Annotated in this window: 20 protein-coding genes and 2 tRNA genes; 13 read left to right on the forward strand and 9 right to left on the reverse strand. The window is 50.1% G+C overall.

Annotation, left to right across the window (positions count from 1 at the left end):
* Positions 1-96 precede the first annotated feature (96 nt).
* The 4 genes from HZU75_RS04875 (at position 97) to HZU75_RS04890 (ending at position 5825) form a co-directional block, all read left to right on the forward strand.
* A complete protein-coding gene (locus HZU75_RS04875) occupies positions 97-3054 on the forward strand; it encodes an Rne/Rng family ribonuclease (protein ID WP_180308046.1) in 2958 nt (985 codons plus the stop codon).
* Between the two features lie 133 nt (positions 3055-3187).
* The gene (locus HZU75_RS04880) at positions 3188-4015 is read left to right on the forward strand and encodes an HDOD domain-containing protein (RefSeq protein ID WP_180308047.1); all 828 of its coding nucleotides are present in this window, start codon (positions 3188-3190) and stop codon (positions 4013-4015) included.
* A 162-nt stretch (positions 4016-4177) separates the two neighbouring features.
* The gene (locus HZU75_RS04885; protein ID WP_180308048.1) at positions 4178-4930 is read left to right on the forward strand and encodes a basic amino acid ABC transporter substrate-binding protein; all 753 of its coding nucleotides are present in this window, start codon (positions 4178-4180) and stop codon (positions 4928-4930) included.
* 94 nt (positions 4931-5024) lie between these two features.
* Positions 5025-5825, forward strand: a complete 801-nt coding sequence (locus HZU75_RS04890; RefSeq protein WP_180308049.1) for an amino acid ABC transporter permease — start codon at positions 5025-5027, stop codon at positions 5823-5825.
* A 101-nt stretch (positions 5826-5926) separates the two neighbouring features.
* On the opposite strand, the gene HZU75_RS04895 is transcribed toward HZU75_RS04890, so the two are convergent.
* Together HZU75_RS04895 and HZU75_RS04900 are read right to left on the reverse strand one after the other, a co-directional pair.
* A complete protein-coding gene (locus HZU75_RS04895) occupies positions 5927-6853 on the reverse strand; it encodes a LysR family transcriptional regulator (RefSeq protein WP_180308050.1) in 927 nt (308 codons plus the stop codon).
* Between the two features lie 95 nt (positions 6854-6948).
* Positions 6949-8169, reverse strand: coding sequence for a DUF1615 domain-containing protein (locus HZU75_RS04900; RefSeq protein ID WP_180308051.1), 1221 nt, complete (start codon positions 8167-8169; stop codon positions 6949-6951).
* Between the two features lie 190 nt (positions 8170-8359).
* Here HZU75_RS04900 and infA point away from each other — a divergent pair, with 190 nt between their 5' ends.
* Positions 8360-8623 carry a translation initiation factor IF-1 gene (gene infA / locus HZU75_RS04905; RefSeq protein WP_179356799.1) on the forward strand — a complete coding sequence of 88 codons (264 nt, stop codon included), beginning with the start codon at positions 8360-8362 and terminating at the stop codon, positions 8621-8623.
* A gap of 148 nt (positions 8624-8771) precedes the next feature.
* Here infA and HZU75_RS04910 read toward each other — a convergent pair whose 3' ends face one another.
* Positions 8772-10376 (reverse strand): ABC-F family ATPase, encoded by a 1605-nt coding sequence (locus HZU75_RS04910; protein ID WP_180308052.1) that lies wholly within the window; start codon positions 10374-10376, stop codon positions 8772-8774.
* Positions 10377-10668: 292 nt separating this feature from the next.
* Between HZU75_RS04910 and HZU75_RS04915 the strand changes: the two genes are divergently transcribed.
* The 6 genes from HZU75_RS04915 to HZU75_RS04940 all read left to right on the forward strand — a co-directional run bounded on the left by HZU75_RS04915 (position 10669) and on the right by HZU75_RS04940 (position 15815).
* Positions 10669-12186, forward strand: a complete 1518-nt coding sequence (locus HZU75_RS04915) for a cyclic-di-GMP receptor FimW-related protein (protein WP_180308053.1) — start codon at positions 10669-10671, stop codon at positions 12184-12186.
* A 65-nt stretch (positions 12187-12251) separates the two neighbouring features.
* Positions 12252-12341 (forward strand) — tRNA-Ser (locus HZU75_RS04920).
* A gap of 61 nt (positions 12342-12402) precedes the next feature.
* Positions 12403-12492: transfer RNA gene (locus tag HZU75_RS04925), tRNA-Ser, on the forward strand.
* A 330-nt stretch (positions 12493-12822) separates the two neighbouring features.
* A complete protein-coding gene (locus HZU75_RS04930) occupies positions 12823-13107 on the forward strand; it encodes a co-chaperone GroES (RefSeq protein WP_157314216.1) in 285 nt (94 codons plus the stop codon).
* A gap of 61 nt (positions 13108-13168) precedes the next feature.
* Complete coding sequence (gene groL, locus HZU75_RS04935; RefSeq protein WP_180308054.1) at positions 13169-14806, forward strand: chaperonin GroEL; 1638 nt, start codon at positions 13169-13171, stop codon at positions 14804-14806.
* Between the two features lie 130 nt (positions 14807-14936).
* A complete protein-coding gene (locus HZU75_RS04940; RefSeq protein WP_180308055.1) occupies positions 14937-15815 on the forward strand; it encodes an ankyrin repeat domain-containing protein in 879 nt (292 codons plus the stop codon).
* A gap of 8 nt (positions 15816-15823) precedes the next feature.
* Here HZU75_RS04940 and HZU75_RS04945 read toward each other — a convergent pair whose 3' ends face one another.
* The 5 genes from HZU75_RS04945 to HZU75_RS04965 form a co-directional block, all read right to left on the reverse strand.
* Entirely contained in the window at positions 15824-16279 is a 456-nt protein-coding gene (locus tag HZU75_RS04945; RefSeq protein ID WP_180308056.1) for an acyl-CoA thioesterase, read from the reverse strand.
* A gap of 114 nt (positions 16280-16393) precedes the next feature.
* Complete coding sequence (gene lipA, locus HZU75_RS04950; protein ID WP_180308057.1) at positions 16394-17368, reverse strand: lipoyl synthase; 975 nt, start codon at positions 17366-17368, stop codon at positions 16394-16396.
* 23 nt (positions 17369-17391) lie between these two features.
* Complete coding sequence (gene lipB / locus HZU75_RS04955) at positions 17392-18015, reverse strand: lipoyl(octanoyl) transferase LipB (RefSeq protein ID WP_228028253.1); 624 nt, start codon at positions 18013-18015, stop codon at positions 17392-17394.
* 95 nt (positions 18016-18110) lie between these two features.
* Positions 18111-18407: a YbeD family protein gene (locus HZU75_RS04960; protein WP_180308059.1), complete on the reverse strand. Its 297-nt coding sequence runs from the start codon at positions 18405-18407 to the stop codon at positions 18111-18113.
* A gap of 107 nt (positions 18408-18514) precedes the next feature.
* Complete coding sequence (locus tag HZU75_RS04965; protein WP_180308060.1) at positions 18515-19390, reverse strand: D-amino acid aminotransferase; 876 nt, start codon at positions 19388-19390, stop codon at positions 18515-18517.
* 159 nt (positions 19391-19549) lie between these two features.
* On the opposite strand from HZU75_RS04965, the gene HZU75_RS04970 reads away from it, so the two are divergent.
* Positions 19550-19816: an acyl-CoA-binding protein gene (locus HZU75_RS04970; protein WP_180308061.1), complete on the forward strand. Its 267-nt coding sequence runs from the start codon at positions 19550-19552 to the stop codon at positions 19814-19816.
* A gap of 60 nt (positions 19817-19876) precedes the next feature.
* Here the strand turns inward: HZU75_RS04970 and HZU75_RS04975 are convergent, their stop codons facing one another.
* Entirely contained in the window at positions 19877-22954 is a 3078-nt protein-coding gene (locus HZU75_RS04975) for a bifunctional diguanylate cyclase/phosphodiesterase (RefSeq protein ID WP_180308062.1), read from the reverse strand.
* A 185-nt stretch (positions 22955-23139) separates the two neighbouring features.
* Between HZU75_RS04975 and HZU75_RS04980 the strand changes: the two genes are divergently transcribed.
* The gene (locus tag HZU75_RS04980; RefSeq protein ID WP_180308063.1) at positions 23140-23754 is read left to right on the forward strand and encodes a LysE family translocator; all 615 of its coding nucleotides are present in this window, start codon (positions 23140-23142) and stop codon (positions 23752-23754) included.
* The last annotated feature ends 14 nt before the right edge of the window (positions 23755-23768 follow it).

Here is a 23768-nt window from a genome sequence, read left to right on the forward strand (position 1 = left end):
AAGGTCGCGAATTTATATTGCCGAACTGCCGTCACAATCGATCTGCCTGTCAGAATCCAAGCTCTACCGTGGGGTGCGCGCAGGAGCCCTACACTCATGAAGCGTATGCTTTTTAATGCAACTCAAGCCGAAGAGTTGCGCGTTGCGATCGTTGATGGCCAAAAACTCATCGACCTCGATATCGAAACCGTCGGCAAAGAACAGCGCAAATCCAACATCTACAAGGGCATCATTACCCGCATTGAGCCTAGCCTTGAAGCGTGTTTTGTTGACTATGGCTGTGACCGCCATGGCTTCTTGCCATTCAAAGAAATCGCCCGCTCCTACCTCGCCGAAGGCGACGGCGGCCGTGGCCGCATCGCGGATAGCCTGAAAGAAGGCCAGCAGCTGATCGTTCAAGTGGAAAAAGACGAACGCGGCAATAAAGGCGCGGCCCTCACCACTTACATCAGCCTAGCTGGTCGTTATTTGGTCTTGATGCCCAACAACCCACGTGGCGGCGGTGTTTCGCGTCGCATCGAAGGCGAAGAGCGCAATGAATTGCGCGCCGCGATGGACCAACTGGAAACGCCTAACGGCATGAGCCTGATCGCGCGTACCGCAGCGATTGGCCGCAACGCCGAAGAATTGCAGTGGGACCTGGGGTATCTGCTGCAACTCTGGCGCGCAATTGAAGGTGCAGCCAATACCCAGACCGGCGCCTTCCTGATTTACCAAGAATCTAGCCTCGTTATCCGTGCGATTCGCGATTACTTCCAGCCGGATATCGGCGAGTTGCTGATCGACAAACGCGATATCTACGAGCAAGCACAGCAGTTTATGAGCCACGTTATGCCTAACAATGTGCATAAAGTGAAGTTCTACCAAGACGACGTGCCGCTGTTCTCACGTTTCCAGATTGAACACCAAATCGAAACCGCCTACTCACGTGAAGTGAGCTTACCATCGGGCGGCGCAATTGTTCTCGATCGTACCGAAGCGCTATGGTCAATCGACGTAAACTCGGCCAAAGCCACGCGCGGCGGCGATATCGAAGAAACCGCATTGCGTACCAATCTGGAAGCTGCGGACGAAATCGCGCGCCAGATGCGTTTACGCGACGTGGGTGGTTTGATCGTGATCGATTTTATCGACATGGAAAACCCGAAAAACCAACGCGATGTTGAAAACCGCGTTCGCGAAGCCTTGCATCACGACCGCGCTCGCGTGCAAACCGGCAAAATCAGCCGCTTTGGTTTGATGGAGTTGTCTCGCCAGCGCCTGCAACCGTCGCTCGAAGAAACCAGCCATATTGCCTGCCCACGCTGTCATGGCACCGGCTTTATCCGCGGCATCGAATCATCAGCATTGCATATCCTGCGCATCATTCAGGAAGAAGCAATGAAAGAAAACACTGGCGCATTGCACGCGCAAGTACCAGTGGATGTGGCGACCTTCTTGCTCAACGAAAAACGCGCTGAGTTGTTCGCTGTTGAAGCGCGCCTGAAAGTGGGCGTGATGTTGATTCCAAATATGCATTTGGAAACACCAAACTACAGTATTACTCGTGTTCGTTCGGAAGACGTACTGCCATTTGAAGATGCACTACCGTCTTACCGCATGGTCGAGCAGCCTGCCGAGGAAGGTTACAAACCAGGCAAAGGCAAAGAAGAACAAGCCAAACGCCAGGAAGCTGCCGTGAAAGGCATTACGCCAGCTCAACCAGCGCCGGCCAGCACTGAACGCGTCGCCAAACCCGAGCTTAAAGCAGCACAGCCTTCGCTGTGGAAGAAAATTGTTGCTTGGTTTAGCAGCGAGCCGGAAGAGAAAAAACCGGTCGAAGAAGTCAAGCCTGCACCGCGTCAGCCACGTGGTCGCAACGAGCGCCGCAATGGCCGTTTTGATCGCAACGAGAATCGCGAGGGACGGGAAGGTCAAGCTCCACGCGAGCGTGCAGAACGCAGCGAACGCGGTGAAAAAGCTGAGCGCCCGGAGCGCAACAACCGTTCTAGCAAACCGCGCATCGAGGAAGACATCCAGAAACGCGAAGAACGTCAGCAGCGCCCAAGCCGTGGCGAACGTCAACCACGTGAAGAGCGCCAACGCCAAGAAGTACGTGCAGAACAAGCGCAAGAGTTGCTGGTAGCAACGGCAAGCGAAGCTGCTGTGACGGTTGAAGCAAACAATGCAGCAGAGAGCAATGGCGAGACACGCAATCGCCGCCGTCGTAGCCGTCGTGATCGTCGTGACCGCAATGATCGCAACCCTGCGGTTGCAGAAATCACAGCGAGCGCAGATGAAGTAAGCACCCCAGCATTTGTGCCTAATGAGGTGATTCTAGAGCAACAGGCTCAACAAGCTGCGGCTGCCACAATCGAGTCGGCGGTGACAACTTCAGCAGATGCCATAGCTGAAACGGCTGCGATCGCTGAAGTCACTGAAGCTGCCATCCCAACTCCGGCGACCACTGCAGTGGCTCCAGAAATTGCAACGACGAACAGCAACAACACGACAGCGCACGCAACTCTAGCCGACGCAGCAAGCGTGCAAGCTGAAGTAGCAGCAGAAAACGGCTCGGCAGAAGCCACACAAGCAGACAGTGTTGAAGTAGCTCCGACTGCAGAGAACATTACTGCGGTCGAGGCTGCGACTCCAACCCAAGCCGTAATTGCTGAAGCTACGCCAGTAGTAGCCGCCATTAGCGAAGAAGTGCAAATTGCGGTGCAGGCTGTGGTTGTAGACACCGTAAAAGCGGAGTTTGTCGTGGCTAGCCCAGCTGAAGTTGGCTTAACCCAAGTGGCCACCCGCGGCGATACACCTGCGGCAGCTACCCCAGTGATTGAGCCGGTACTGCCTCAACGTCGTCGCCGCAAAGATGTGCAAACCAATGCTGCGGATACTCCTGTAGCAGACGAGCCACTGCAATTGGTTGAAACTCGTAACAGCATTGCAGCAAGCGAGCCTATCGTCGTTGCACCAAGCACGACCCGCCGTCGCCGTAAAGATGTACTGGCAAATAGCACTGGCGAGCAAAATGCAGCAAGCCCACTCGCGCAAGTTGAAACCAAACAGTAAACTTACGTCATCCCTAAAAAAACCACACCCAAAAGGTGTGGTTTTTTTATTTTCTCTCTAGCAGAGCTTGAAGGTCTGTTCTAGTATGGAATTGGTTTCAACCGATAAGAAAAATGCCCACGGGAGTGTTGCCATGAAATTGGAAGAAGTATTCGAACAGACCCATAAGTTACCCACCATTCCAAAGGTCGTCCAAGAGTTAATCGACAGCTTCAGCAATGAAGACATCGATATTGATACCATCGCCAAGAAAATTGCACTTGACCAAGTCATTACCGCCAAAGTTCTACGCCTAGCTAACTCAGCTCATTTTGGTGCTAGTCGCCAGATTGGTTCGGTTCAGGAAGCGGTGGTTGTATTAGGTTTTAATACGGTACGCACCCTCGTCGTGGCATCAGGTATTACTGGCGCATTTGTAGCCACCCCAGGTTTTGATCGCAAGAAATTCTGGAAAAACAGCCTGCAAGTTGCCACGGTCGCCAAATGGCTGGCTAAACCTGCCAAAATGAATGGCGAAGTAGCATTTACCGCGGGGATGATTCACAACATCGGTGAAATGCTTATTCACATTGTTGCACCAGAAGTCGCAGCTAAAATTGACCAATTCGTCGAAAATGGAGCCGCAGATCGCGTAGCGCTGGAAGACAATAATATTGGCTTTGACTACGTCATGGTGGGTGAAGAGCTCGCACGTCGCTGGAATTTCCCCGTAGCGATTCAACAAGCCATAAAATATCAAAATCAACCGGAAAACCAAGAGCCAAGCGATAAATTAAGCGCGATTCTAAACTTAGCCAAAGTAATCACCCACCAGCAACATGAGTCAGCGGCCAATGATGCCATTGCGGCGGCTATCCCAGAAAGTGTTGCACAATTAGCAGGCCTCACTCAGGCTGGCTTAGCTGAGAAATTAGATGAACTTGCCGATCTATCTAGTGGATTAGACGAGTTAATTGCGTAACAACGCCATAAATCGTTAATATTTCTGTGGTTTTTCCCGCAAAAATAGGGAAACACCTGATTATCTGAACACTTAAAGCTTACTAGCATCAAGGCAGAGCATGAAAACCGTAAGATGGTTTATCATCTCTGCCTTTTGTTTATCCCGCTGGAGAACTGCCCCATGCTTCGCACCCCATTCCGCTTTTTAACTACTGCACTGTTGGCCGGTATGATGCTCAATGCTCCAGCGCATGCAGCAAAAACCTACCAAGTGGCCACCGATGCCGCTTATGCGCCTTTTGAATCATTGAATGAGAAAAAAGAAGCCGTCGGCTTTGACATGGACATCATGAAAGCGGTTGCGGCCAAAGCAGGCCTACAAATCAAATTTGTGAACACGCCATGGGAAGGTATTTTTGCTTCGCTCAATAATGGCGACCGTGACATTGTAATTTCTGCAGTAACTATCACCCCTGAACGTAAACAATCGATGGACTTCTCTGAGCCTTATTTCGAAGCCAAACAACTGATTGCCGTTGGCCAAAGTAGCAAAGCCACTAAACTGGCCGATCTAAAAGGCAAAAAAATCGGTGTACAAACTGGTACTACTGGCGACGAAGTGGCGCAAAAACTACTCGGCAAAACCAGCCCGAACATTAAACGCTTTGAATCTACCCCACTAGCTATTCAAGAATTGCAAAGCGGTGGTGTTGATGCCGTGATTGCCGATAATGGTGTTGTTGTTAATTACGTATCCAACAATGCCAAAGCCAAATTGAAAACCATCGATGATGCTACTTTTGCCAAAGAGTACTACGGCATCGTGGTGAAAAAAGGCAATAAAGCTTTGCTTGAGCAAATCAACAAAGGCCTAGCTGCAATCAAGGCTGATGGCACTTACGACAAAATCTACAAGCAGTACTTCGGCAAATAAGGCGCGGCTTTTTCCGCCTCACTCGCTCTGCTCAGACAATAAAGCGCAACCTTGAGTTGTGCTTTATTGTCTTAAGCAAACACATGGTAAGACAATGGATTTCAATCAATTTTGGCAACACGTACAGCAGGCTGTCCCGCTGCTAGATAATTTCCAACTGCAGATGGTGTGGGAATACCGCGAGCTATTTATCGACGGTATCCAGATGACACTGGGCATCACCTTGATTGCAGTGGTGCTTGGCACGTTAATTGGCCTATTTGCGGGTATGGCACGCTTAGCCGACGTAAAACATGGCCCGTGGAAGTACCCTGTACGCTTTCTACTGCGCTGGCCAGCAACAGCTTATGTAACGTTTTTCCGCGGCACACCGCTGTTTGTACAGATTCTACTAACCCACTTTGCGGTAATGCCGCTGCTGGTGCATCCAGACCACGGTTTGATTCTGAGTGGTGAGCTAGCATCCACCTTGCGACAAGACTATGGTGCCTTTCTTTCTGGTCTAGTGGCACTCACATTAAATGCAGGCGCGTACATCACTGAGATTTTTCGCGCAGGGATTCAATCGATCGCCAAAGGGCAATTTGAGGCGGCACGTTCGCTCGGCATGACCTATGGCCAAACCATGCGCTTTATTATCGTACCGCAAGCTTTCCGCCGAATGCTACCGCCACTCGGTAATGAAGCCATTATGCTGCTGAAAGATAGCTCATTGGTTTCTGCAATTGGTTTGGGTGAACTCGCCTACGCAGCAAGGACTGTGGCTGGTGCATATTCACGTTATTGGGAGCCCTATCTCACGATCTCATTTATTTACCTGATCATGACTTTGGTGCTCGCAGCGGGCGTGAACCACCTAGAAAAGCGTTACCAGCAAAGCGGTGGCATTCACTAAGCTTGCCGCCAGCTTCAATAAAAAAGCCCGCGTTTGCGGGCTTTTTTATTGGGTATATGACCAAACCACAATTTAAATATCACCTTTAAAGGCATACCCCATTAAGGTATGTAGGGCATTGCAATTTCGTCACTTCGTGCAATACCTGCCGTGGCTTTTTTGCATAATTCCAGAAATGCGCCCATGCTCGGAGTTTGATATTTTTGCTTATGCACCACAAAGTGAAACTGTCGGCCCAAATCCAAGCCAGCAACCTCCAGTGGTACTAAGCTGCCACGACGAAACGCGTCTTTCAGCGCTAAGCGCGAAATGCAGCCGATTCCTAAGCCAGATTCCACGGCACGTTTAATGGCCTCGGTATGCTCAAGCTCAAGCCGAATATCGAGCTGAGACAGAGCATGACGCATGGCAAATTCAAACGTCTGACGTGTTCCCGAACCTTGCTCACGCACAATCCAAGAAGCTTTGACCAGATCATCAAATGTCACTTTGGCCTGCTGCGCCAAGGGATGTTGTGGGGCGGCAAACACGACCAATTCATCGGCCACCCAAGGCAAGACTATCAAATCAGGATGCTGGCAATCACCCTCGATCAAGCCTAGATCCAGCTCAAAGTGCACTACCTGATTCACAATCATCGACGTATTGTGCACAGCCAGGCTCACGCGACAACCAGGATGCTGGCGCATAAAATCACCGATCAATAACGTAGCTAAATAATTACCAATGGTCAGCGTGGCCCCGACGCGAAGCGGGCCAAACCCATGTTGACCACTGAGCATGGCATCCATGCTTTGCGCTCGATCGAGCAGCTCAATGGCGCGCGGTAACAATAAAGCCCCCAGCTCATTCAGTTGCAGGCGTTTACCAACCCGATCAAACAAGCGCATTTCATATTGACGCTCTAACTCAGCAAGTGCAGTACTGGTCGCCGATTGCGACATTTTCAATTGCTCAGCCGCACGCGACACACTCTCCCCTTGCCCAACGGCGACAAACACTTCCAACTGCCTAAGGGTGAACTTCATTCTGCGCCTTCAATAAAATCGAATTAATTAATCCAAATTATAAATATAGGAAGACAGCGAAGCAATCTTAGCCAACGCCGACTCGCCAAAATGGCTCATAGGCGTTTCATGCAGGTTTCGTAGCGGCCTTTCACTCGATTAGCAAACCATTCGGTGGTTAGCTTGCGCGTGATTTTGGGGCTTTTTAGATCAATTTGCGGCATGCTGGCACGCGGCCAGCGTTTACCGCCTTTTTCGGCCAAGGCATATACTTTTTGGTAAAGCTCGGTTTGCGCAAAGCCAACTAGTTTTTCTTGCTTCAGATCACGCAAGATTTCATCACGACTCATTCCCAAACTAGCCGCCACGGCATACAAAGCCGACTGCACGCTGCTGGTGCCTGTTGGCACCCCATTACTGTAGCTAAGTAAATCACCGTCCTCGACCAACTCTTTACCGCTAAGCTGTGAAACTACCTGCTGAAATGCAGCATTACGGCTCGCGTAACGACCAGCATTAAAATCAGCAAAGCGATACACCATATCAGTATAGGGCGCGGGATATTGCAACAGAATGGCTGCACCAAAATACACCCCACCACGGCGGGTAAATACTTCGCTACGGATGCTCCCTTTACGCGGATAAGGATACGGCCACACCTGTGTGTGCTGCTGGGCAAACTCAACACTCACCTGCATTGGCCCACCAGTACGAATCGGGTTTTTCATATTCAGTGGCAAATTCAGGTTTTTGGCTTCGGCCGCCAAATCCTCGAATAAATCATTCATTTCCCGCTCGGTACGCAAGCTGTCGATCCGCGCCTTGTAGCTTTTCCCCGTAGGTGATGGCTTCAGCAGTGCCGTTTGCACCGCAATCAGTGGAATATGATATTTACCTGCGCGCTCTTCGATGGCGCCCCAAACAATTTTTGGCAAACCAGGAACGACTGGATCACCTTGCCAGCTCGACTCTTGCTCAATCGTAGCCGCCAATGCGCACACATATTCTGGCGTGTAGGCAAGCTTGAGTGCGCTAAATGCACTGTGAATATCATCTATCCAGCCTTCACGATCTCCGATCTTGGGCGGTAATAGTTGTGCGATCAGCACGCGTCCCTGCGCGTCAGAAAGCTGAGGCTTGGGGCTAGCCTTTGGCGTAGCGACAGGGCTAGGCGTAGGGCTGAGCAATGGTGCAGGGCTAGGGCTGTGCGGTGCAACGCTGGGCGTCGGCAAAGCTGCGACAGGCGTTGCGCTTGGCAGCGGACTAGGCGCCAAGGGCGCTTGTGTAGCGCACGCACTGAGCAATGAAACGGCAATAAACAGAAAAATCCGACGCATAGTAGACATTCCACTTCAATAAGGTGGCAAGCTTAAAGTTGCTGCTACACTGAATCAAGCATAAATACAAATGGTTACGCTCAAAAATGCACAAAAAGTGGCGCAATTTTTGGCTAAAACCTGTATAGTTCGCCCTTATTTAAAAAAATGACGCTCAAACAGATCGGCGTCAGCCTTACTGGAATAAAGCATGTCAAAAGAAGACGTTGTTGAAATGGAAGGTGTTGTGGCCGAGGTATTCCCGGACACTCGCTTTCGTGTAACTCTGACTAATGGTATAGAAATCACGGCCTACGCTTCAGGTAAGATTCGTCAAAACCATATCCGTATTATCGCGGGCGACCGTGTTACTGTTGAAATGTCACCGTATGACTTGACCAAAGGTCGCGTCACTTTCCGTCACAAAGACGAACGCGGCGGCGCACCAACAGGTGGCAACTTCCGCCGTCGCTAATACAGGTATATGGCCATAGCCTAGACGCAAAAAGGCATTGAGGCCTATACCCAATAAAAAACCGAGCTAAAGCTCGGTTTTTTATTGCTTGGCATTTGCTGCACCAATGCCAATCGCATTGGGCACAGCAAATGAACTCAGGCCAATCTTACTCTAGACCACGGCTTTCCAAGTATTCTTCGTAGCCGCCCAAGAAGTGCGTATACGTACCATCACCATTTAACTCCAAAATCTGGGTCGCCAGCGACGAGACAAATTGCCGGTCGTGCGAAACAAAAATCAGCGTACCTTTATACAGCTCCAAAGCCATATTCAACGACTCGATCGATTCCATATCCATGTGGTTGGTTGGCTCGTCCATTACCAAGACGTTTGGCTTTTGCAAAATCAGCTTGCCGTACAACATGCGGCCTTTTTCACCACCGGACAGCACTTTCACCGATTTTTTCACATCGTCGCCACCAAACAGCAAGCGACCCAAGATACCGCGAATCACCTGGTCATCATCACCCGGCTGGCCCCATTGCTTCATCCAGTCAAACAGCGTGATGTCCTCTGCGAAGTCTTCTTCGTGATCCTGCGCAAAATAGCCTGGATCCGCTTTTTCAGCCCATTTAATCGTACCGGCATCCGGTGGCAATACACCAACCAGCATTTTCATCAGAGTGGATTTACCCACGCCGTTACCACCGATGACCGCCATTTTCTGACCGGCTTCAAAAATGAAGTTCAGCTTCGAAAATAGCGTTTTATCGAAAGCTTTAGAAACATTGGTAATTTCAAAAGCTTGGCGGTGCAGCTTTTGCTTATCGTCCATTTCAAAGCGGATGTATGGGTTTTGACGTGAAGACGGCTTCACTTCAACCATACCTTCTTTGATCTTGTCAGCCAGCTTCAAACGACTAGTCGCTTGACGGCTTTTCGATTTATTCGCGGCAAAACGCTGCGCAAAGGCTTGCAACTCAGCCACGCGCTCTTTCGCTTTGCTGTTATCGGTCAGTGCACGCTCACGGGCTTGCGTTGAAGCCAGCATGTAGTCGTCGTAATTGCCCGGATAAATCTGGATATTGCCGTAATCCACGTCGGCGATGTGCGTACACACCTGATTCAAGAAGTGACGATCATGGGAAATGATAATCATCGTAGAATTACGCTCGTTCAGCGTGTGCTCCAACCAGCGAATCGTGTTGATATCCAAGTTATTGGTTGGCTCATCCAGCAGCAAAACGTCTGGATTAGAAAACAGTGCTTGCGCCAGCAAAACACGCAATTTCCAACCCGGCGCTACATCCGACATTGGGCCATTGTGCTGCTCAATCGGCACACCTACCCCCAGCAGCAGAGCACCAGCACGTGCTTCGGCGGTATAACCATCGTACTCTGCTACCAAGCCTTCCAGCTCGGCTGCTCGCATGTAGTCGTCTTCAGTCGCTTCCAGATTAGCGTAAATCGCATCACGCTCGTGGATCGCAGCCCACAATTCAACGTGACCTTGCATTACGACATCCAGCACACGCTGATCTTCGTAGGCAAACTGATCCTGCTTTAATTTACCCAGCCGCACGCCGGGTTCGAGCGAAACATTACCTGCACTCGGCTCCAAATCACCACCGAGGATTTTCATAAAGGTCGATTTACCGCAACCATTGGCGCCAATCAAACCATAGCGATTACCATCGCCAAATTTTACCGAGACTTTTTCGAACAGTGGCTTGGCGCCAAACTGCATCGTAATGCCATTAGAACTGATCATTATTCGTGTGCCCTATCACTATCAGTGAGGAACAGCTCAAGCTGGCGGCCTAAACAAGCGCACCAAGCAGCTGAAAACGCAGTATTTTATCACAGCGCACGCCCATGGTTTTGTAATTACAAAACGTAATGATTCGGGCAAAATGTGCACAACATCACAGAACTGCAACATCGACTCAGGCTTATTGCGATAAAACAGAGTCGGCGCTTGCCGCCAAGGTAAGAATACGTTTATCGTTGCAGATCAACGCAATATTCAATCAATAATTACGGCATAGCTAGGAATTAACCCTATGTTTGACTTTAAAAGTCTGATCGGGGCGCTGCTCGGAAAACGTGAACAAGAAGGCGTCCACAACTACAAGTCGGCCACGATTATGATGCAGGAGCTCCCAGAGAGCGACATCCTGCAAGCCCAGCAAGAAATCGTTAAAGCACTCAAACAACTCAACGCCAACCCCAAAACCAGCGCCAAAGAACGCTTTAAAACTGTCCCCTATCTGGACGAAAAAGCCCGCTCGCTGCAAACCCACTTGGTAGATATCTACCAAGGCAAAACGCTGGACGATGGCGCCAGCCCGAAACAAGTATTACCTACGTTGCTGGCATTTTGGAACGATATGGGCGATGCCTACCGTTTCTGTGTAAAACAAGCCAGCCAAAGCCTGCCACGCGGCCTTGAAAAAGACTTACAAGTATTTACCTTGCGCGGCCTGATGTATTTTGTCGAACAAGCGCGCTGGTCGTACCTGCGCTATATGGAAGTAGATAGCCGTACCTGGCGCAACCTCAATCGCTTGTATTTGTACGCCGAACAGGAAGGCTTTGCTGCGACTCCGCTGCAACCTTACCCGGAAGCAGAAATCACCGATGTTCGCCGTGAATACATGTTATTGATGATGCTCTCACTGGCGCACCCCGAGAAAATGCAGCCAGCACAGATCGAACTGGTCACGCAATGGCTCAAGCGCTGGGTTAGCCGACTGGATCTTGAAACCCAGATCAAACCCAACCGCCAGCTGTTTGCGATCAATGTGGCTGGTTCAACCCCGCCAAAACGACTGCGCCGCGATATGGTGGGCGAAAACTGGCGTTACTGGTTTACCGAAACCTTGGTGCTGCACATCAAAGAAACCATTGAAAAACTCAATCAAGGTGAAGATGCGGCCCAATTGGGGCTACCTGTCGATTCGGGGCAACCAGCCAATATCGACCTGATGCAGCATCTGATCAACCTCTGGTCACGTGACACCCCTGCTCCAGTACGAAAATCGGAACGCCGAGCGACCCAAAAGTCGATCAATGTCACGCGCGGGCTTGATGATGTAATCAGTCATTTGCGCGGCACGCCACCCGATGCAAACTCACGTGATCGTTGGACTATTGATAACGAAAGCGCAACGGGTATCGGCGTCAACTTCCACTCAGATCGGGAAGACGCACTGCAGGTTGGGGAAATTGTCGGCATGGATGGCGTCGGCATGAGCCCTGTTTCGGTCGGCATCGTGCGCCGCATCACCAAAACTCGTGAAGGCCAAGTCAATGTGGGGATAGAGACCGTTTCGCAGACTCCCATTGTAGTTGAGCTCACCCCGCTACTAGGCAATCGCAGTTTTTTTGGGATTTACTCCCCCGAAAATAATACGATCAACCAAAATCGTTTCTTGGTACTGCCGCAGGCCTTTTTTGCGGATAACCGCGAGTTTCGCCTTGCTGCACAGGGCAAAACTTATCGCATCCGGCTTTCGCCAGCGATCGAGCATACTGCCAACGCTTCGTTAGCCAATTTCGCAGTTTTGGAAAAACTTTAAAAATTTTTGCAAAAAAGCGAGACAAGGCTAAAAAAGCTTGATATTATGCGCACCTGTTCAAGAACGGAAGCGTGGCTGAGTGGTTTAAGGCAGCGGTCTTGAAAACCGTCGGGGATGTGAGTCCCCCCAGAGTTCGAATCTCTGCGCTTCCGCCAAGAACATCAAATAAATTAGCTCTGACCAAGTCGGGGCTTTTTTATTCAACAATCAAAGTACGGAAGCGTGGCTGAGTGGTTTAAGGCAGCGGTCTTGAAAACCGTCGGGGATGTGAGTCCCCCCAGAGTTCGAATCTCTGCGCTTCCGCCAAAATTTCAAAAAAAGCGCTAAGGCAACTTAGCGCTTTTTTGCATTTGAGGCTTCTTGCTTCATCCTCAGCAAATACCTACATGCGTATTTACTCAAACAGCAAATAATACAAAGGCTAGCAAGCCATACCCCCGAGCGACTTAATTAGCACCAACCCCTTAGTCGATCACTCCATATTCTGCTGCCCAACCCAAAGTTTTTGCTTTTTCCCTCTTGAAAAAGCCCAAGCTCAGCCATACTATTTAGCACTCAAGCACAGCGAGTGCTAAAAGCCCGCTGTGCCATATCAAATTCTGTATTAACGAACTTGTACTCAGGAGTTTTAACACCATGAAAATCCGTCCATTGCATGACCGTGTTGTGATCAAGCGCGTTGAGGCTGAAGAGAAAACTGCATCTGGCATTTTGCTGGCAGGCAGCGCGGCAGAAAAACCAGACATGGGTGAAGTGATTGCAGTCGGCGCAGGCAAAGTATTGGAAAACGGCTCAGTTCAAGCACTGACCGTTAAAGTTGGCGATAAAGTACTGCTCGGTAAATACGCTCAAAGCGTGAAGATCGACGGCGAAGAATTAGTCGTTGTACGTGAAGAAGAAATCTTCGCGATCGTTGAGTAATCCACATTAAAAATTGTTTCCCGGCCCAATGCCGGTTGATTATGAATTTGGAGAATTGAAAATGGCTGCTAAAGAAGTTCTGTTTGGTGATAGCGCACGCGCAAAAATGGTCAACGGTGTAAACGTATTGGCCAACGCGGTGAAAGTGACCTTGGGCCCTAAAGGTCGTAACGTGGTACTGGAGCGCTCTTTCGGCGCACCAACGATCACTAAAGACGGCGTATCGGTTGCCAAAGAAGTCGAATTGAAAGACAAGTTCGAAAACATGGGCGCACAGATGGTAAAAGAAGTGGCGTCTAAAACTTCTGATATCGCGGGTGACGGTACAACAACTGCAACCGTATTGGCACAAGCCATCGTGCAAGAAGGCATGAAATACGTTGCTGCGGGCATGAACCCAATGGATCTGAAACGCGGCATCGACAAAGCTGTAGTGACTTTGGTTGGCGAATTGAAAAACATCGCTAAGCCTTGTACTACCAGCAAAGAAATCGCGCAAGTTGGCTCGATCTCTGCAAATAGCGATGAAATCATCGGAGAAAAAATCGCTGCTGCAATGGACAAGGTAGGTAAAGAAGGCGTGATCACCGTTGAAGACGGCTCAGGTCTGGAAGATGAACTGGACGTAGTTGAAGGTATGCAGTTTGACCGCGGCTACCTGAGCCCGTACTTCATCAACAACCCAGACAAGCAAATCGCGGCGCTGGACAACCCATTCGTGTTGTTGTTCGACAAAAAAATCAGCAATATCCGTGACTTGCTGCCAGTACTGGAACAAGTCGCTAAAGCGGGTCGCCCATTGCTGATCATCGCTGAAGACGTTGATGGCGAAGCGCTGGCTACTTTGGTGGTGAACAACATCCGCGGCATCCTGAAAACTGTAGCTGTTAAGGCTCCAGGGTTTGGCGATCGTCGCAAAGCAATGCTGGAAGACATCGCGATTCTGACTGGCGGTACTGTGATTGCTGAAGAAGTTGGCTTGTCACTGGAAAAAGCGGACTTGTCATTGCTCGGTCAAGCGAAACGCATCGAAGTGGCAAAAGAAAACACCACAATCATCGACGGCGCTGGCCAAGAAGAAGCGATCAAAACTCGCGTTGCCATGATCCGCAAACAAGTTGAAGAATCAACCAGCGATTACGATCGTGAAAAACTGCAAGAGCGCGTGGCTAAATTGGCTGGTGGCGTGGCAGTGATCAAGGTTGGCGCGGCAACAGAAGTTGAAATGAAAGAGAAAAAAGCACGCGTTGAAGACGCGTTGCACGCGACTCGCGCAGCGGTTGAAGAAGGTATCGTGGCAGGTGGTGGTGTTGCATTGCTCCGCGCTCGCTCAACGATCACTGAATTGAAAGGCTCAAATGCGGATCAAGATGCAGGTATCAAGATTGTATTGCGCGCAATCGAAGCACCATTGCGTCAAATCGTACAAAACGCGGGCGACGAGCCAAGCGTAGTGGTTGCTAAAGTATTGGAAGGCAAAGGCAACTTCGGCTACAACGCGGCAACTGGCGAATACGGCGATATGGTTGAGATGGGTGTACTCGATCCAGCCAAAGTAACTCGCTCAGCACTGCAACACGCAGCTTCGGTAGCTGGTCTACTGTTGACGACCGACTGCATGATTGCTGAATTGCCAAAAGAAGATGCACCTGCAATGCCAGATATGGGCGGCATGGGTGGCATGGGCGGCATGATGTAATTTGTCGCAACGCAACAAAACGCCACTAGCGATGCTGGTGGCGTTTTTTTTCGCTTGAACTCCATGGACTCAGTCGGTAGAGTTAAGCTCCTTATCAGTTATTTGGCTTGAGGTTGTTTTGAATCCTGCGGTGCTCGAACTAATTGGCTCAGATGCAGACTTCTACCCACATCATCTGGAAGAGTCCTATCCCCGCATCTTGGAGCAAATTATTGCCGCCTGGGGCACAGAACATCTGGAGCGCTTTATTTCCAGCCTTGCCGTGGATGAACGCGGTGATCGCCAAGGCTTTCCACCGAGTGTGGCATCCGAATTATTTAGTCTGTACCGACTGCATGTCAGCAAATTTGGCAAGCCAGAGCCCGAAGAACAAGCTTGGGACCACGTAAAAGAGCTGAACGCTGGCTTGAGTTATGGCGATATCACGGTCAGCAAAGAGGATTATTTCTCCTCGGCGGCGTCAGGCAATACGCTTAGAGTACTGATGTACCTGAAATCAGGCATCAATATTGAAACTGCGGATGAATACGGCAAAACCGCATTAATCTGGGCTGCTACCTTTTCGCATTTGCCATTAGTGGGTTTATTGCTATCGCGGAACGCTAACACGGAAACCCGCGACCTCGGTGGCTTTACCGCCCTGCACTGGGCTGCAGCAGATGGTAATTTACAAGCGCTTAGCTTATTACTGGAACACGGTGCACAAGTTGATGCTCAGAGTAATGCCGGCATTACCCCCCTGATGCAGGCAGCATCACGGGGTCAGCACGCGGCAATCCGCTTATTGCTCGAAGCTGGCGCAGATATCAACCAAACGGACCATAACGGGCAAACAGCGCTACTGCACGCGCTACAAACCAATCACTACCGCAGCAGCGAAACATTACTACTGCAACATGCGAAAGTGGATGTAATTGGTAGTGATCAAAAAACAGCTCTGGCACTCGGCCTGTCACACACCAACCCACAAATTCGCCAGCTATTTGCCAAGCATCGCTTCGATATCTAGGCCCAGCTTCAAGTCTGGCTCAACCTAATATTGCGCCTTGCCTCAGCTTCAATCCAGCGTTTCACTTGAGTTTCATCCTTGGCGATTAATGGCTCAATTTCTAATGGCGTGCCCTGCTCGCTCATCGCCACCATCGTGAAATAGCAGCTATTGGTGTGGCGTTTAGTTTGCAGGCGAATATCTTCCGCCACCACGCGTATCCCAATCTCCATTGATGTACGACCGGTGTAATTGACACTCGCCAAAAAATGCACTAATTCGCCAACATGAATGGGTTGCTTGAACGTGACCTGATCAACCGATAGCGTTACCGCATAGGCACCCGCGTAACGGCAAGCGCAAGCATACGCCACTTGGTCTAATTGCTTGAGCAAAGCGCCACCATGGACTTTGCCAGAAAAATTAGCCATATCTGGCGTCATCAACACCGTCATGGCCAATTCGTGCCGAGGTAAATCGCTCATATACCCTCCAAATGTATTGCCCGATACAGATCATTATTCAATGCTTGGCGAGCAATACCAATAAAAAAACGGGGCATAGCCCCGTTTTTTACTTTCTAGCAACAAGCAAACTCATCAAACACCTGCGTTATGCGCCTGTTGATCTGCATGGTACGAGCTACGAACCATCGCCCCTACCGCTGCGTGTTTAAAGCCCAGCTCATAAGCACGAGTTTCAAACGCTTTAAATTGATCTGGATGCACATAGCGCAATACTGGCAGGTGGCCGTTTGATGGCTGCAGATACTGACCAATCGTGATCATATCGATATCATGCGCACGCATGTCTTCCATCACTTGGTAGACTTCTTCGTCCGTTTCACCTAAGCCCACCATAATGCCGGATTTGGTATTCACATGCGGATACAGACGTTTGAACTCTTTCAGTAAATCGAGCGAGTGCTGGTAATCTGAGCCGGGGCGTGCTTGCTTGTACAAGCGTGGCGCAGTTTCCAGATTGTGATTCATTACGTCGGGCAGCGCTTGCTTGAAGATATCCAACGCGATGTCCATGCGGCCACGGAAATCAGGCACCAGCACTTCGATTTGCGTATTCGGGCTAAGCTCACGCGTTTTTTGAATACATTCAACAAAGTGTGCCGCACCGCCGTCACGCAAATCATCACGGTCAACCGAGGTGATCACCACGTATTTCAATTTCAATGCCGCGATGGTTTCACCCAAATGACGCGGCTCGTTTTCATCCAGCGGATTGGGGCGGCCATGGCCGACGTCACAGAACGGGCAACGGCGGGTACAGATGTCGCCCATAATCATGAAAGTGGCTGTACCCTTACCGAAGCACTCGCCAATATTTGGGCACGAAGCTTCTTCACAAACAGTGTGCAACTTTTGCTCACGCAAAATTTCTTTGATTTCGTAGAAGCGGCTATTGTGGCTGGCTGCTTGTACGCGAATCCATTCTGGCTTTTTCAGCTTGGTTTCGAGCTGAACGATTTTGATTGGAATACGCGCAGTTTTGGCTTCGCCTTTGAGCTTAACGCCGACTTCTTTGCTTGGCTTGGCCGCAGTTTTGATTTCTTCAGTCATTTTCTTCCCAATAACCGTAGCTTTTATACGGTTAAAGATTTGATTTGGTGGGCAATTTTGTCCGCCATTTTAGCGGCTAAAGTCGCGGGTGTCTCGCTGATTCCAAAATCAGCCATGCGCGTCACTTGCAGCCCTTGATAACCACATGGATTGATTAGGTTAAATGGCGCTAAATCCATCGATACATTGAGTGCGAGGCCGTGGTAGCAGCAGCCATTGCGGATGCGCAAGCCAAGGCTGGCGATTTTCGATTCGCAGTATTCATCTTTCACATACACGCCCGGCGCATCGACTTTGCCATAGGCACTAATGCCGTAATCGGCCAAGATGCCAATCACGCTATTTTCCAGCTTGCGCACCAAATCACGCACGCCCATTTTATAGCGACGTAAATCCAGCAACAGATACGCCACCAGTTGGCCGGGGCCATGGTAAGTCACTTGGCCGCCGCGATCGATTTGCACCACGGGAATATCGCTACTCGCCAGAATATGCTCGGCTTTGCCCGCTTGGCCTTGGGTGAACACCGGCGGGTGCTCCAAGATCCACAGCTCGTCGATCGTTTCCGCATTGCGCTCGGCAGTGAATTTTTGCATCGCTTGCCAAGTGGGCTCGTAATCGACCTGCCCTAGCTGTCGAACACGCAAGACATGTTCAAATGGATCGAGGGGTATATCGACAAAGCAAACATCAGCAATGCGCTGCAAATCAATACTTAGCGCAGTATCTTCAGCTCTTTGCATTACAGCACACGCAAAACCAGCGGATGAGCGCGCAACGCAGAATCGAGCGCGTACACTTGATCGACGTGCTCGAACGTCACCATCAGCGTGGCAGAAAAGTAGCTCCCCGCACTCGAGGCACGAATTGTGATGTGCTCTTCCAAAAACACCGGCACCAACTCGCGCGTCACCGCGAACACTGCAGCACGAAATTCATGCTCAGCAATATTTTTTTGGCTGACCGCTTTGACCGGAATCAGCGCAGGGAAAGTTACTAAGTCTTCCAATTTTTGGTTAGGGATATCAATCAAAGCCATTATTAATCCTTCAAATCAAAACAAAAACTCGCCTGCTGCGTTGCAGCGTCTCGTCGTACTATGTGCACTGTCTTCGACTTTGCGCCTTGCAGGCCAACTTTTGTACTTTACTGAGCCCGGCGCATCACCGTGGCTTTGTATGTTTGGTAAATCTGCAGCATCTGCTGATAGATGGGGCCAACTTGGCCATTTCCTACTGACCGGCCGTCCAATGTGACGATAGGCAAAATCTCTTTCGACGATGACGTCAGCCAAACTTCGTCGGCCTCGCGCAACATCGCCTCAGACACATCGCCCAGCACCAGCGGCATCTCATGCAACTGCGCCAATTCGATCACTAGATCATAAGTAATCCCAGCCAACATCAATTCGCTGGTCTGCGGCGCGTAAAGGACGCCATTTTGCACGATAAAGATATTACTTGCAGCGCCTTCGATCATTTTTCCGTCGCGCAGAAGAATCGTTTCTGCCGCTTGCGCGTTCACCGCCTCTTGCTTGGCCAACACATTGGCCAGTAAAGAGATTGCTTTAATATCGCAGCGTTGCCAGCGCAAATCGCGCGTCGTCACCGCTGCGACCCCTTGGGTGTAATGCTGCGGTGGCGGCATTTCCAGCGGATCACAGAACGCAAATACAGTGGGGAGCACTATGGGTTTAGGAAAAGCGTGATTACGCGGATAAGCTACACCCCGCGTGACTTGCAAATACACCGACTGATCTTCAAATGGCTGCCGAGCCACTAAATCGTGCACCAAGGCTCGCCATTGTGCCAACGTATACGGATTTGTAATTTCCACTTGCGCTAAACTGCGTGCTAAGCGCTGCAAATGCTCGTCCAATCGAAAAACACAGCGTGAATAGACAGGGATCATTTCATACACCCCGTCGCCAAACAAAAAGCCGCGATCAAGTACCGGCACGCTCAGCTCATCAAGTGGTGCAAATTGACCATTCAGATATGCAATCAGATTGGGTATTGGCATTGGATTCTCCTGCCTATATTTTACGCTGAATGCGCCATGACGGCAGCAAAATGCAATGAACTCAACGCCTATCGGTCAGTGCTGCGCGCCTCTAGCAAACCCGGCACTGAACCCCTATACTACATCCACATTAAAACGATCGTTTAACTGGAGAATGGAATGTCGGATCTAGCCAATCGCTTTCAAGTTGCACAAAACGAAGTTGTCGAGCTCAATGAAGCTCCCGATGTACAAACTAAGCTCAAGCTATATGCCTTGTACAAACAAGCCAGCGAAGGTGATGTTAGCGGCGAGCGACCTTCCGCAATTCAGTTTGTAGCCCAGGCCAAGTTTGACGCCTGGAGCAAACTGGCAGGCGTGGCGCGTGAACAAGCGATGCAAGACTATGTTGATCTGGTGGAACAGCTAAAAGCCAACGACGCCTAAGCAGCGCAATCTGATGCTGATTGTTCTAATTAAAAAGCCTCGCAATGCGAGGCTTTTTAATTAGTGAAATAATTCAATTTCTGGCATTTTTAATGGTCGGTTTTCCAGCATTAACAAGCGAAATGCGTCGCTTGGCAACGGTTTGCTATACAAATAGCCCTGGATCGAATCAGTCTGTGCCCGGCGCAGGAATTCGAGTTGCAAATCGGTTTCCACCCCTTCGGCCAACACGGACATACCCAGAGTTTTGCCCAACCCGATAATCGCCAACACAATCGCGGCATCATTGGCATCCGAGCTAATATCCCGCACAAAGCTTTGGTCTACCTTTAGCTTGTTAAAGGCAAAGCGTTTCAGATAAGACAGGCTGGAATAGCCGGTACCAAAATCATCTAGCGAAAGCTTCACCCCAAGTTGCTTAATACCATGCAACATCGCCATCACATGCTCAACTTCCTGCATCACAACTGACTCAGTCACTTCCAGCTCTAGATATTTAGCATCCAAACCAGCCGTATCGAGTGCATCCTGAATCAAATCCAGCAAATTAGACTGGTGCAGTTGCAGCGGGGATAAATTGACCGCAATGGTAATCGGCGGCAACCCTTCACGTTGCCACTGGGCTGCCAGCTCACAACTGCGCCGCAATACCCAGTTGCCCAGCGGCACAATCATGCGCGACTCTTCAGCAATCGGGATAAATTTGGATGGCGCAACTAAACCTTGGGTCGGATGATTCCAGCGCACGAGGGCTTCTGCGCCAATAATCTGTCCATGCTCCAAACCAACTTGTGGCTGGAAAAACACTTCAAACTCACCACGACTTAAAGCATCGCGCATGCTGGTTTCCAAGCTGAGGCGCTCAGAGGCTCTTGCGTTCATATCGGCGGTGAAAAACTGATAATTGTTGCGGCCATTGCTTTTCGCCTGATACATCGCGACATCGGCATTTTTAATCAATTCATCTGCATCGTGGCCATCATCTGGATAGACACTAATCCCAATCGAGGTTGAGGTCGCAAAATTACCCGCTTCTAGGACAAATGATTCAGCAAATGAAGCCAGAATTTGCTCCGCCACATCACCTGCCACCAAAGCATTAGGCAAATCGGCCAACACCAGCACAAACTCATCGCCACCTAAGCGCGACAAAATATCTTGCTTACCGACGATATTGCGTAAGCGCAACGCGACTTGCGCCAATACCATATCGCCTGCGGCATGGCCGAGCGAATCATTAATAGTCTTGAAACGGTCTAAATCCAAAAACAATAGCGCCAATTTGCGCTTATAGCGCTCGGCGGAAGCCAATGCTAAGCGCAACTCATCGCGTAATAGGTTTCGGTTCGCCAGGCCAGTAACCGTATCAAAATTGGCTAGCTCGGTAATCCGATCCTGCGCCTCTTTGCGCTCGGTAATATCGGTCATGGTGCCGATCAAGCGACTAGGCTTGCCGCGTGAATCAAAGTCAACAAATTTGCCCTGACTTTGGAACCAGCGATACTCGCCGGCTTTCGTGCGGCGCCGGAAATCCACCGCAAATTGCGCCGAATTGCCTACGTAATAATCACGGTAAGCCGATACCGCTTGCTCTCGATCGGTGGGGTGTAATTGCTCTTTCCACTTTTCAAAAGTTTCAATCAGCTCGCCAGGTTGATAACCCAGCAGCTTGTCATACTCGGGGCTGGTCACTGCCGTGCGGCGACCATCAAGCGGCATGTCAAACAAGCCCGTGCTAGAGGCCTCTAAAGCCAAACGCAATTGTTGTTCTGATTTACCAATTGCCTCTTCAGCCATTCTCCGCTCAGAAATATCGCGTACCACTGCACAGTTATATTCTTGCCCTTGAAACAAAATATAATTTGAATGCATCTCGCTGGGGAATTCTTCACCCGTACGGGTACGCAAAGTAATTTCGTCGAACAAATGGCGATGATGCCGCAATTTTTGCCAAAACTTAGGCCAGCCCTCAGCTTTGAAATTAGGGTGGATATCCCGAAAGCGCATGCCCATTAATTCGGTTTCGTTATACCCCAAGCGCTTGCAACTCGTGGTATTGACGTAACGGATATGCCCTTGCGGATCCAGCCAGATGGCCATATCTGCCCCATTTTCGACGGCCACCTTGGTTAAAAATAAGGTGTCTTCCGTGCGCTCCAGACGACGTAACTGCCGCAAGACATACAGCAGCAAACCTGCACCCGAGATTAACAACAGCAAGGCAATCGCCACATTCACTAGCGTATCTTGCCGCCACTGAGCCAAGACTAACTCGCGGTCAATACCAACCGATACCCCAAGTGGCCACCCCTGCACACGCCGCCAGCCGTAAATCCGCGTAATACCATCACTTTTGCTGGTTTCATAAAACACCCCGCTTGGTGAGTCACGGAAAACTTTATCGAAAAAGCTGCGCTGTGAAATATCGCGGCCAATTTCTTGAGCCGGGTTCGGAAAGCGGACCAGGGTAATACCATCATCCCTAAATAAGCGAATAACCAAAGCCCGATTCAAATTAATGGAATCATAAAATTGCTGATAGAAATTCGGGTCTAGCCCAGCGATCAATACCGCCATGGAATGCGTTTGTTTATCTAAAATACTGGTCACAAACGGAATGGTATCAACTTTGCCACTGGGGTCTGTTTGCTGGTCACCAATATAATAAGGTGACTGCGGGCGACTACGAATGGCTCGAAAATACGGAACACTGGATAGATTGCGCCCGCTAACAGGATGCATTTGGCTTGACGCCGCCAACTCACCATCCGGATAAGCTAATGCCATGGCATTCAGTTGTGGGTAGCGACCGACGGTACGCTGCATATAGGCATGCAAACAGCCGGCATCACGCACGGATAGACAGGATGAAAACACCTCATCGTGCTCGACCCCATTCATCGCGGACAAAGTGCCTTCCATGGTGCGGCCAACGTGCTCTTCCATCGTACGCGCCAACAACAGCATTTCCTGTTCTGCCTTGGCCAAGGTGTCCTGGTGACTACGCCAGATTGACTGCCCTAGAATGGCCAATGCGGCCGCACATACACAGAGCGACAAAACGACCAGCACTTTGCGGATTCTGCCAAATGAATATCCAGAATCATCAGCTTGCTGGTTTAGTCGGGAACGAGACACAGGGTATTTTCTCTTGTTGGAATTACAGCGCACGCAATAAGCGAAGGTATTCCCATTTTTATGACAAAGCCTTGTGATTGCAAGCATTGATAGTAAAACGTCGCAAAACAAGGCGTTATTTATTTAATTTGCCCCAGCTTTGACTTATGCTGGCAGCTAACTAATCCTGCCATACCAGTCAAACCATGAATTTTCAGCTATGGCTGCTCTTTTTGGGCACCACCATTTTTATTTCCGCCACCCCTGGACCGAATATGCTGCTAATGCTCAGTCATGGCGCCCGTTATGGCTTGCAAGCGACTTTAGTGACAATGGCTGGGGCAATTACAGGGTTGAGTATCTTGATCGGCCTATCAGCACTGGGCGTGGGCGCCATTTTGGCGGCCTCGGTCACCTTGTTTACCGCTCTCAAAATTGCCGGCGCATTGTATCTGATTTACTTAGGTATTCAGAGCTGGCGCGCGGGTGAAAATCTACGTTTACCCAATGCAGATGCGAGCGATGCGCAAGCCCGCTTTAAAACAGGGCTTGCCGTTGCCCTCTCAAACCCCAAAGCCATTTTATTTGCCGGTGCATTCTTACCGCAATTTATCGACACCAGCTTGCCACAGGGGCAGCAATGGGCGATTTTGCTCAGCTCATTTTTTATCATCGAAATCAGTTGGCAAATTGCTTACGCTTGGGGCGGCAATCGCTTGGCCAGTTGGCTACAAGAACCCAAACGAATACGGCTCTTTAACCGCGCCTGCGGCGCCGCATTTTTCACCGTCGGCGGCCTATTAGCGCTAGCTCGTCGCTAATTACCAAACCATAG

Origin of the sequence: Chitinibacter fontanus, from assembly GCF_013423785.1 — a bacterium.
Taxonomy (GTDB): Bacteria; Pseudomonadota; Gammaproteobacteria; order Burkholderiales; family Chitinibacteraceae; genus Chitinibacter; species Chitinibacter fontanus.

Excerpts from the sequence above, each read along its gene's own strand:
- HZU75_RS04875 (WP_180308046.1), top strand. The coding sequence starts at position 97 with ATGAAGCGTATGCTTTTTAATGCAACTCAAGCCGAAGAGTTGCGCGTT.
- HZU75_RS04880 (WP_180308047.1), top strand. The coding sequence starts at position 3,188 with ATGAAATTGGAAGAAGTATTCGAACAGACCCATAAGTTACCCACCATT.
- HZU75_RS04885 (WP_180308048.1), top strand. The coding sequence starts at position 4,178 with ATGCTTCGCACCCCATTCCGCTTTTTAACTACTGCACTGTTGGCCGGT.
- HZU75_RS04890 (WP_180308049.1), top strand. The coding sequence starts at position 5,025 with ATGGATTTCAATCAATTTTGGCAACACGTACAGCAGGCTGTCCCGCTG.
- HZU75_RS04895 (WP_180308050.1), bottom strand. The coding sequence starts at position 6,853 with ATGAAGTTCACCCTTAGGCAGTTGGAAGTGTTTGTCGCCGTTGGGCAA.
- HZU75_RS04900 (WP_180308051.1), bottom strand. The coding sequence starts at position 8,169 with ATGCGTCGGATTTTTCTGTTTATTGCCGTTTCATTGCTCAGTGCGTGC.
- infA (WP_179356799.1), top strand. The coding sequence starts at position 8,360 with ATGTCAAAAGAAGACGTTGTTGAAATGGAAGGTGTTGTGGCCGAGGTA.
- HZU75_RS04910 (WP_180308052.1), bottom strand. The coding sequence starts at position 10,376 with ATGATCAGTTCTAATGGCATTACGATGCAGTTTGGCGCCAAGCCACTG.
- HZU75_RS04915 (WP_180308053.1), top strand. The coding sequence starts at position 10,669 with ATGTTTGACTTTAAAAGTCTGATCGGGGCGCTGCTCGGAAAACGTGAA.
- HZU75_RS04930 (WP_157314216.1), top strand. The coding sequence starts at position 12,823 with ATGAAAATCCGTCCATTGCATGACCGTGTTGTGATCAAGCGCGTTGAG.
- groL (WP_180308054.1), top strand. The coding sequence starts at position 13,169 with ATGGCTGCTAAAGAAGTTCTGTTTGGTGATAGCGCACGCGCAAAAATG.
- HZU75_RS04945 (WP_180308056.1), bottom strand. The coding sequence starts at position 16,279 with ATGAGCGATTTACCTCGGCACGAATTGGCCATGACGGTGTTGATGACG.
- lipA (WP_180308057.1), bottom strand. The coding sequence starts at position 17,368 with ATGACTGAAGAAATCAAAACTGCGGCCAAGCCAAGCAAAGAAGTCGGC.
- HZU75_RS04960 (WP_180308059.1), bottom strand. The coding sequence starts at position 18,407 with ATGGCTTTGATTGATATCCCTAACCAAAAATTGGAAGACTTAGTAACT.
- HZU75_RS04965 (WP_180308060.1), bottom strand. The coding sequence starts at position 19,390 with ATGCCAATACCCAATCTGATTGCATATCTGAATGGTCAATTTGCACCA.
- HZU75_RS04970 (WP_180308061.1), top strand. The coding sequence starts at position 19,550 with ATGTCGGATCTAGCCAATCGCTTTCAAGTTGCACAAAACGAAGTTGTC.
- HZU75_RS04980 (WP_180308063.1), top strand. The coding sequence starts at position 23,140 with ATGAATTTTCAGCTATGGCTGCTCTTTTTGGGCACCACCATTTTTATT.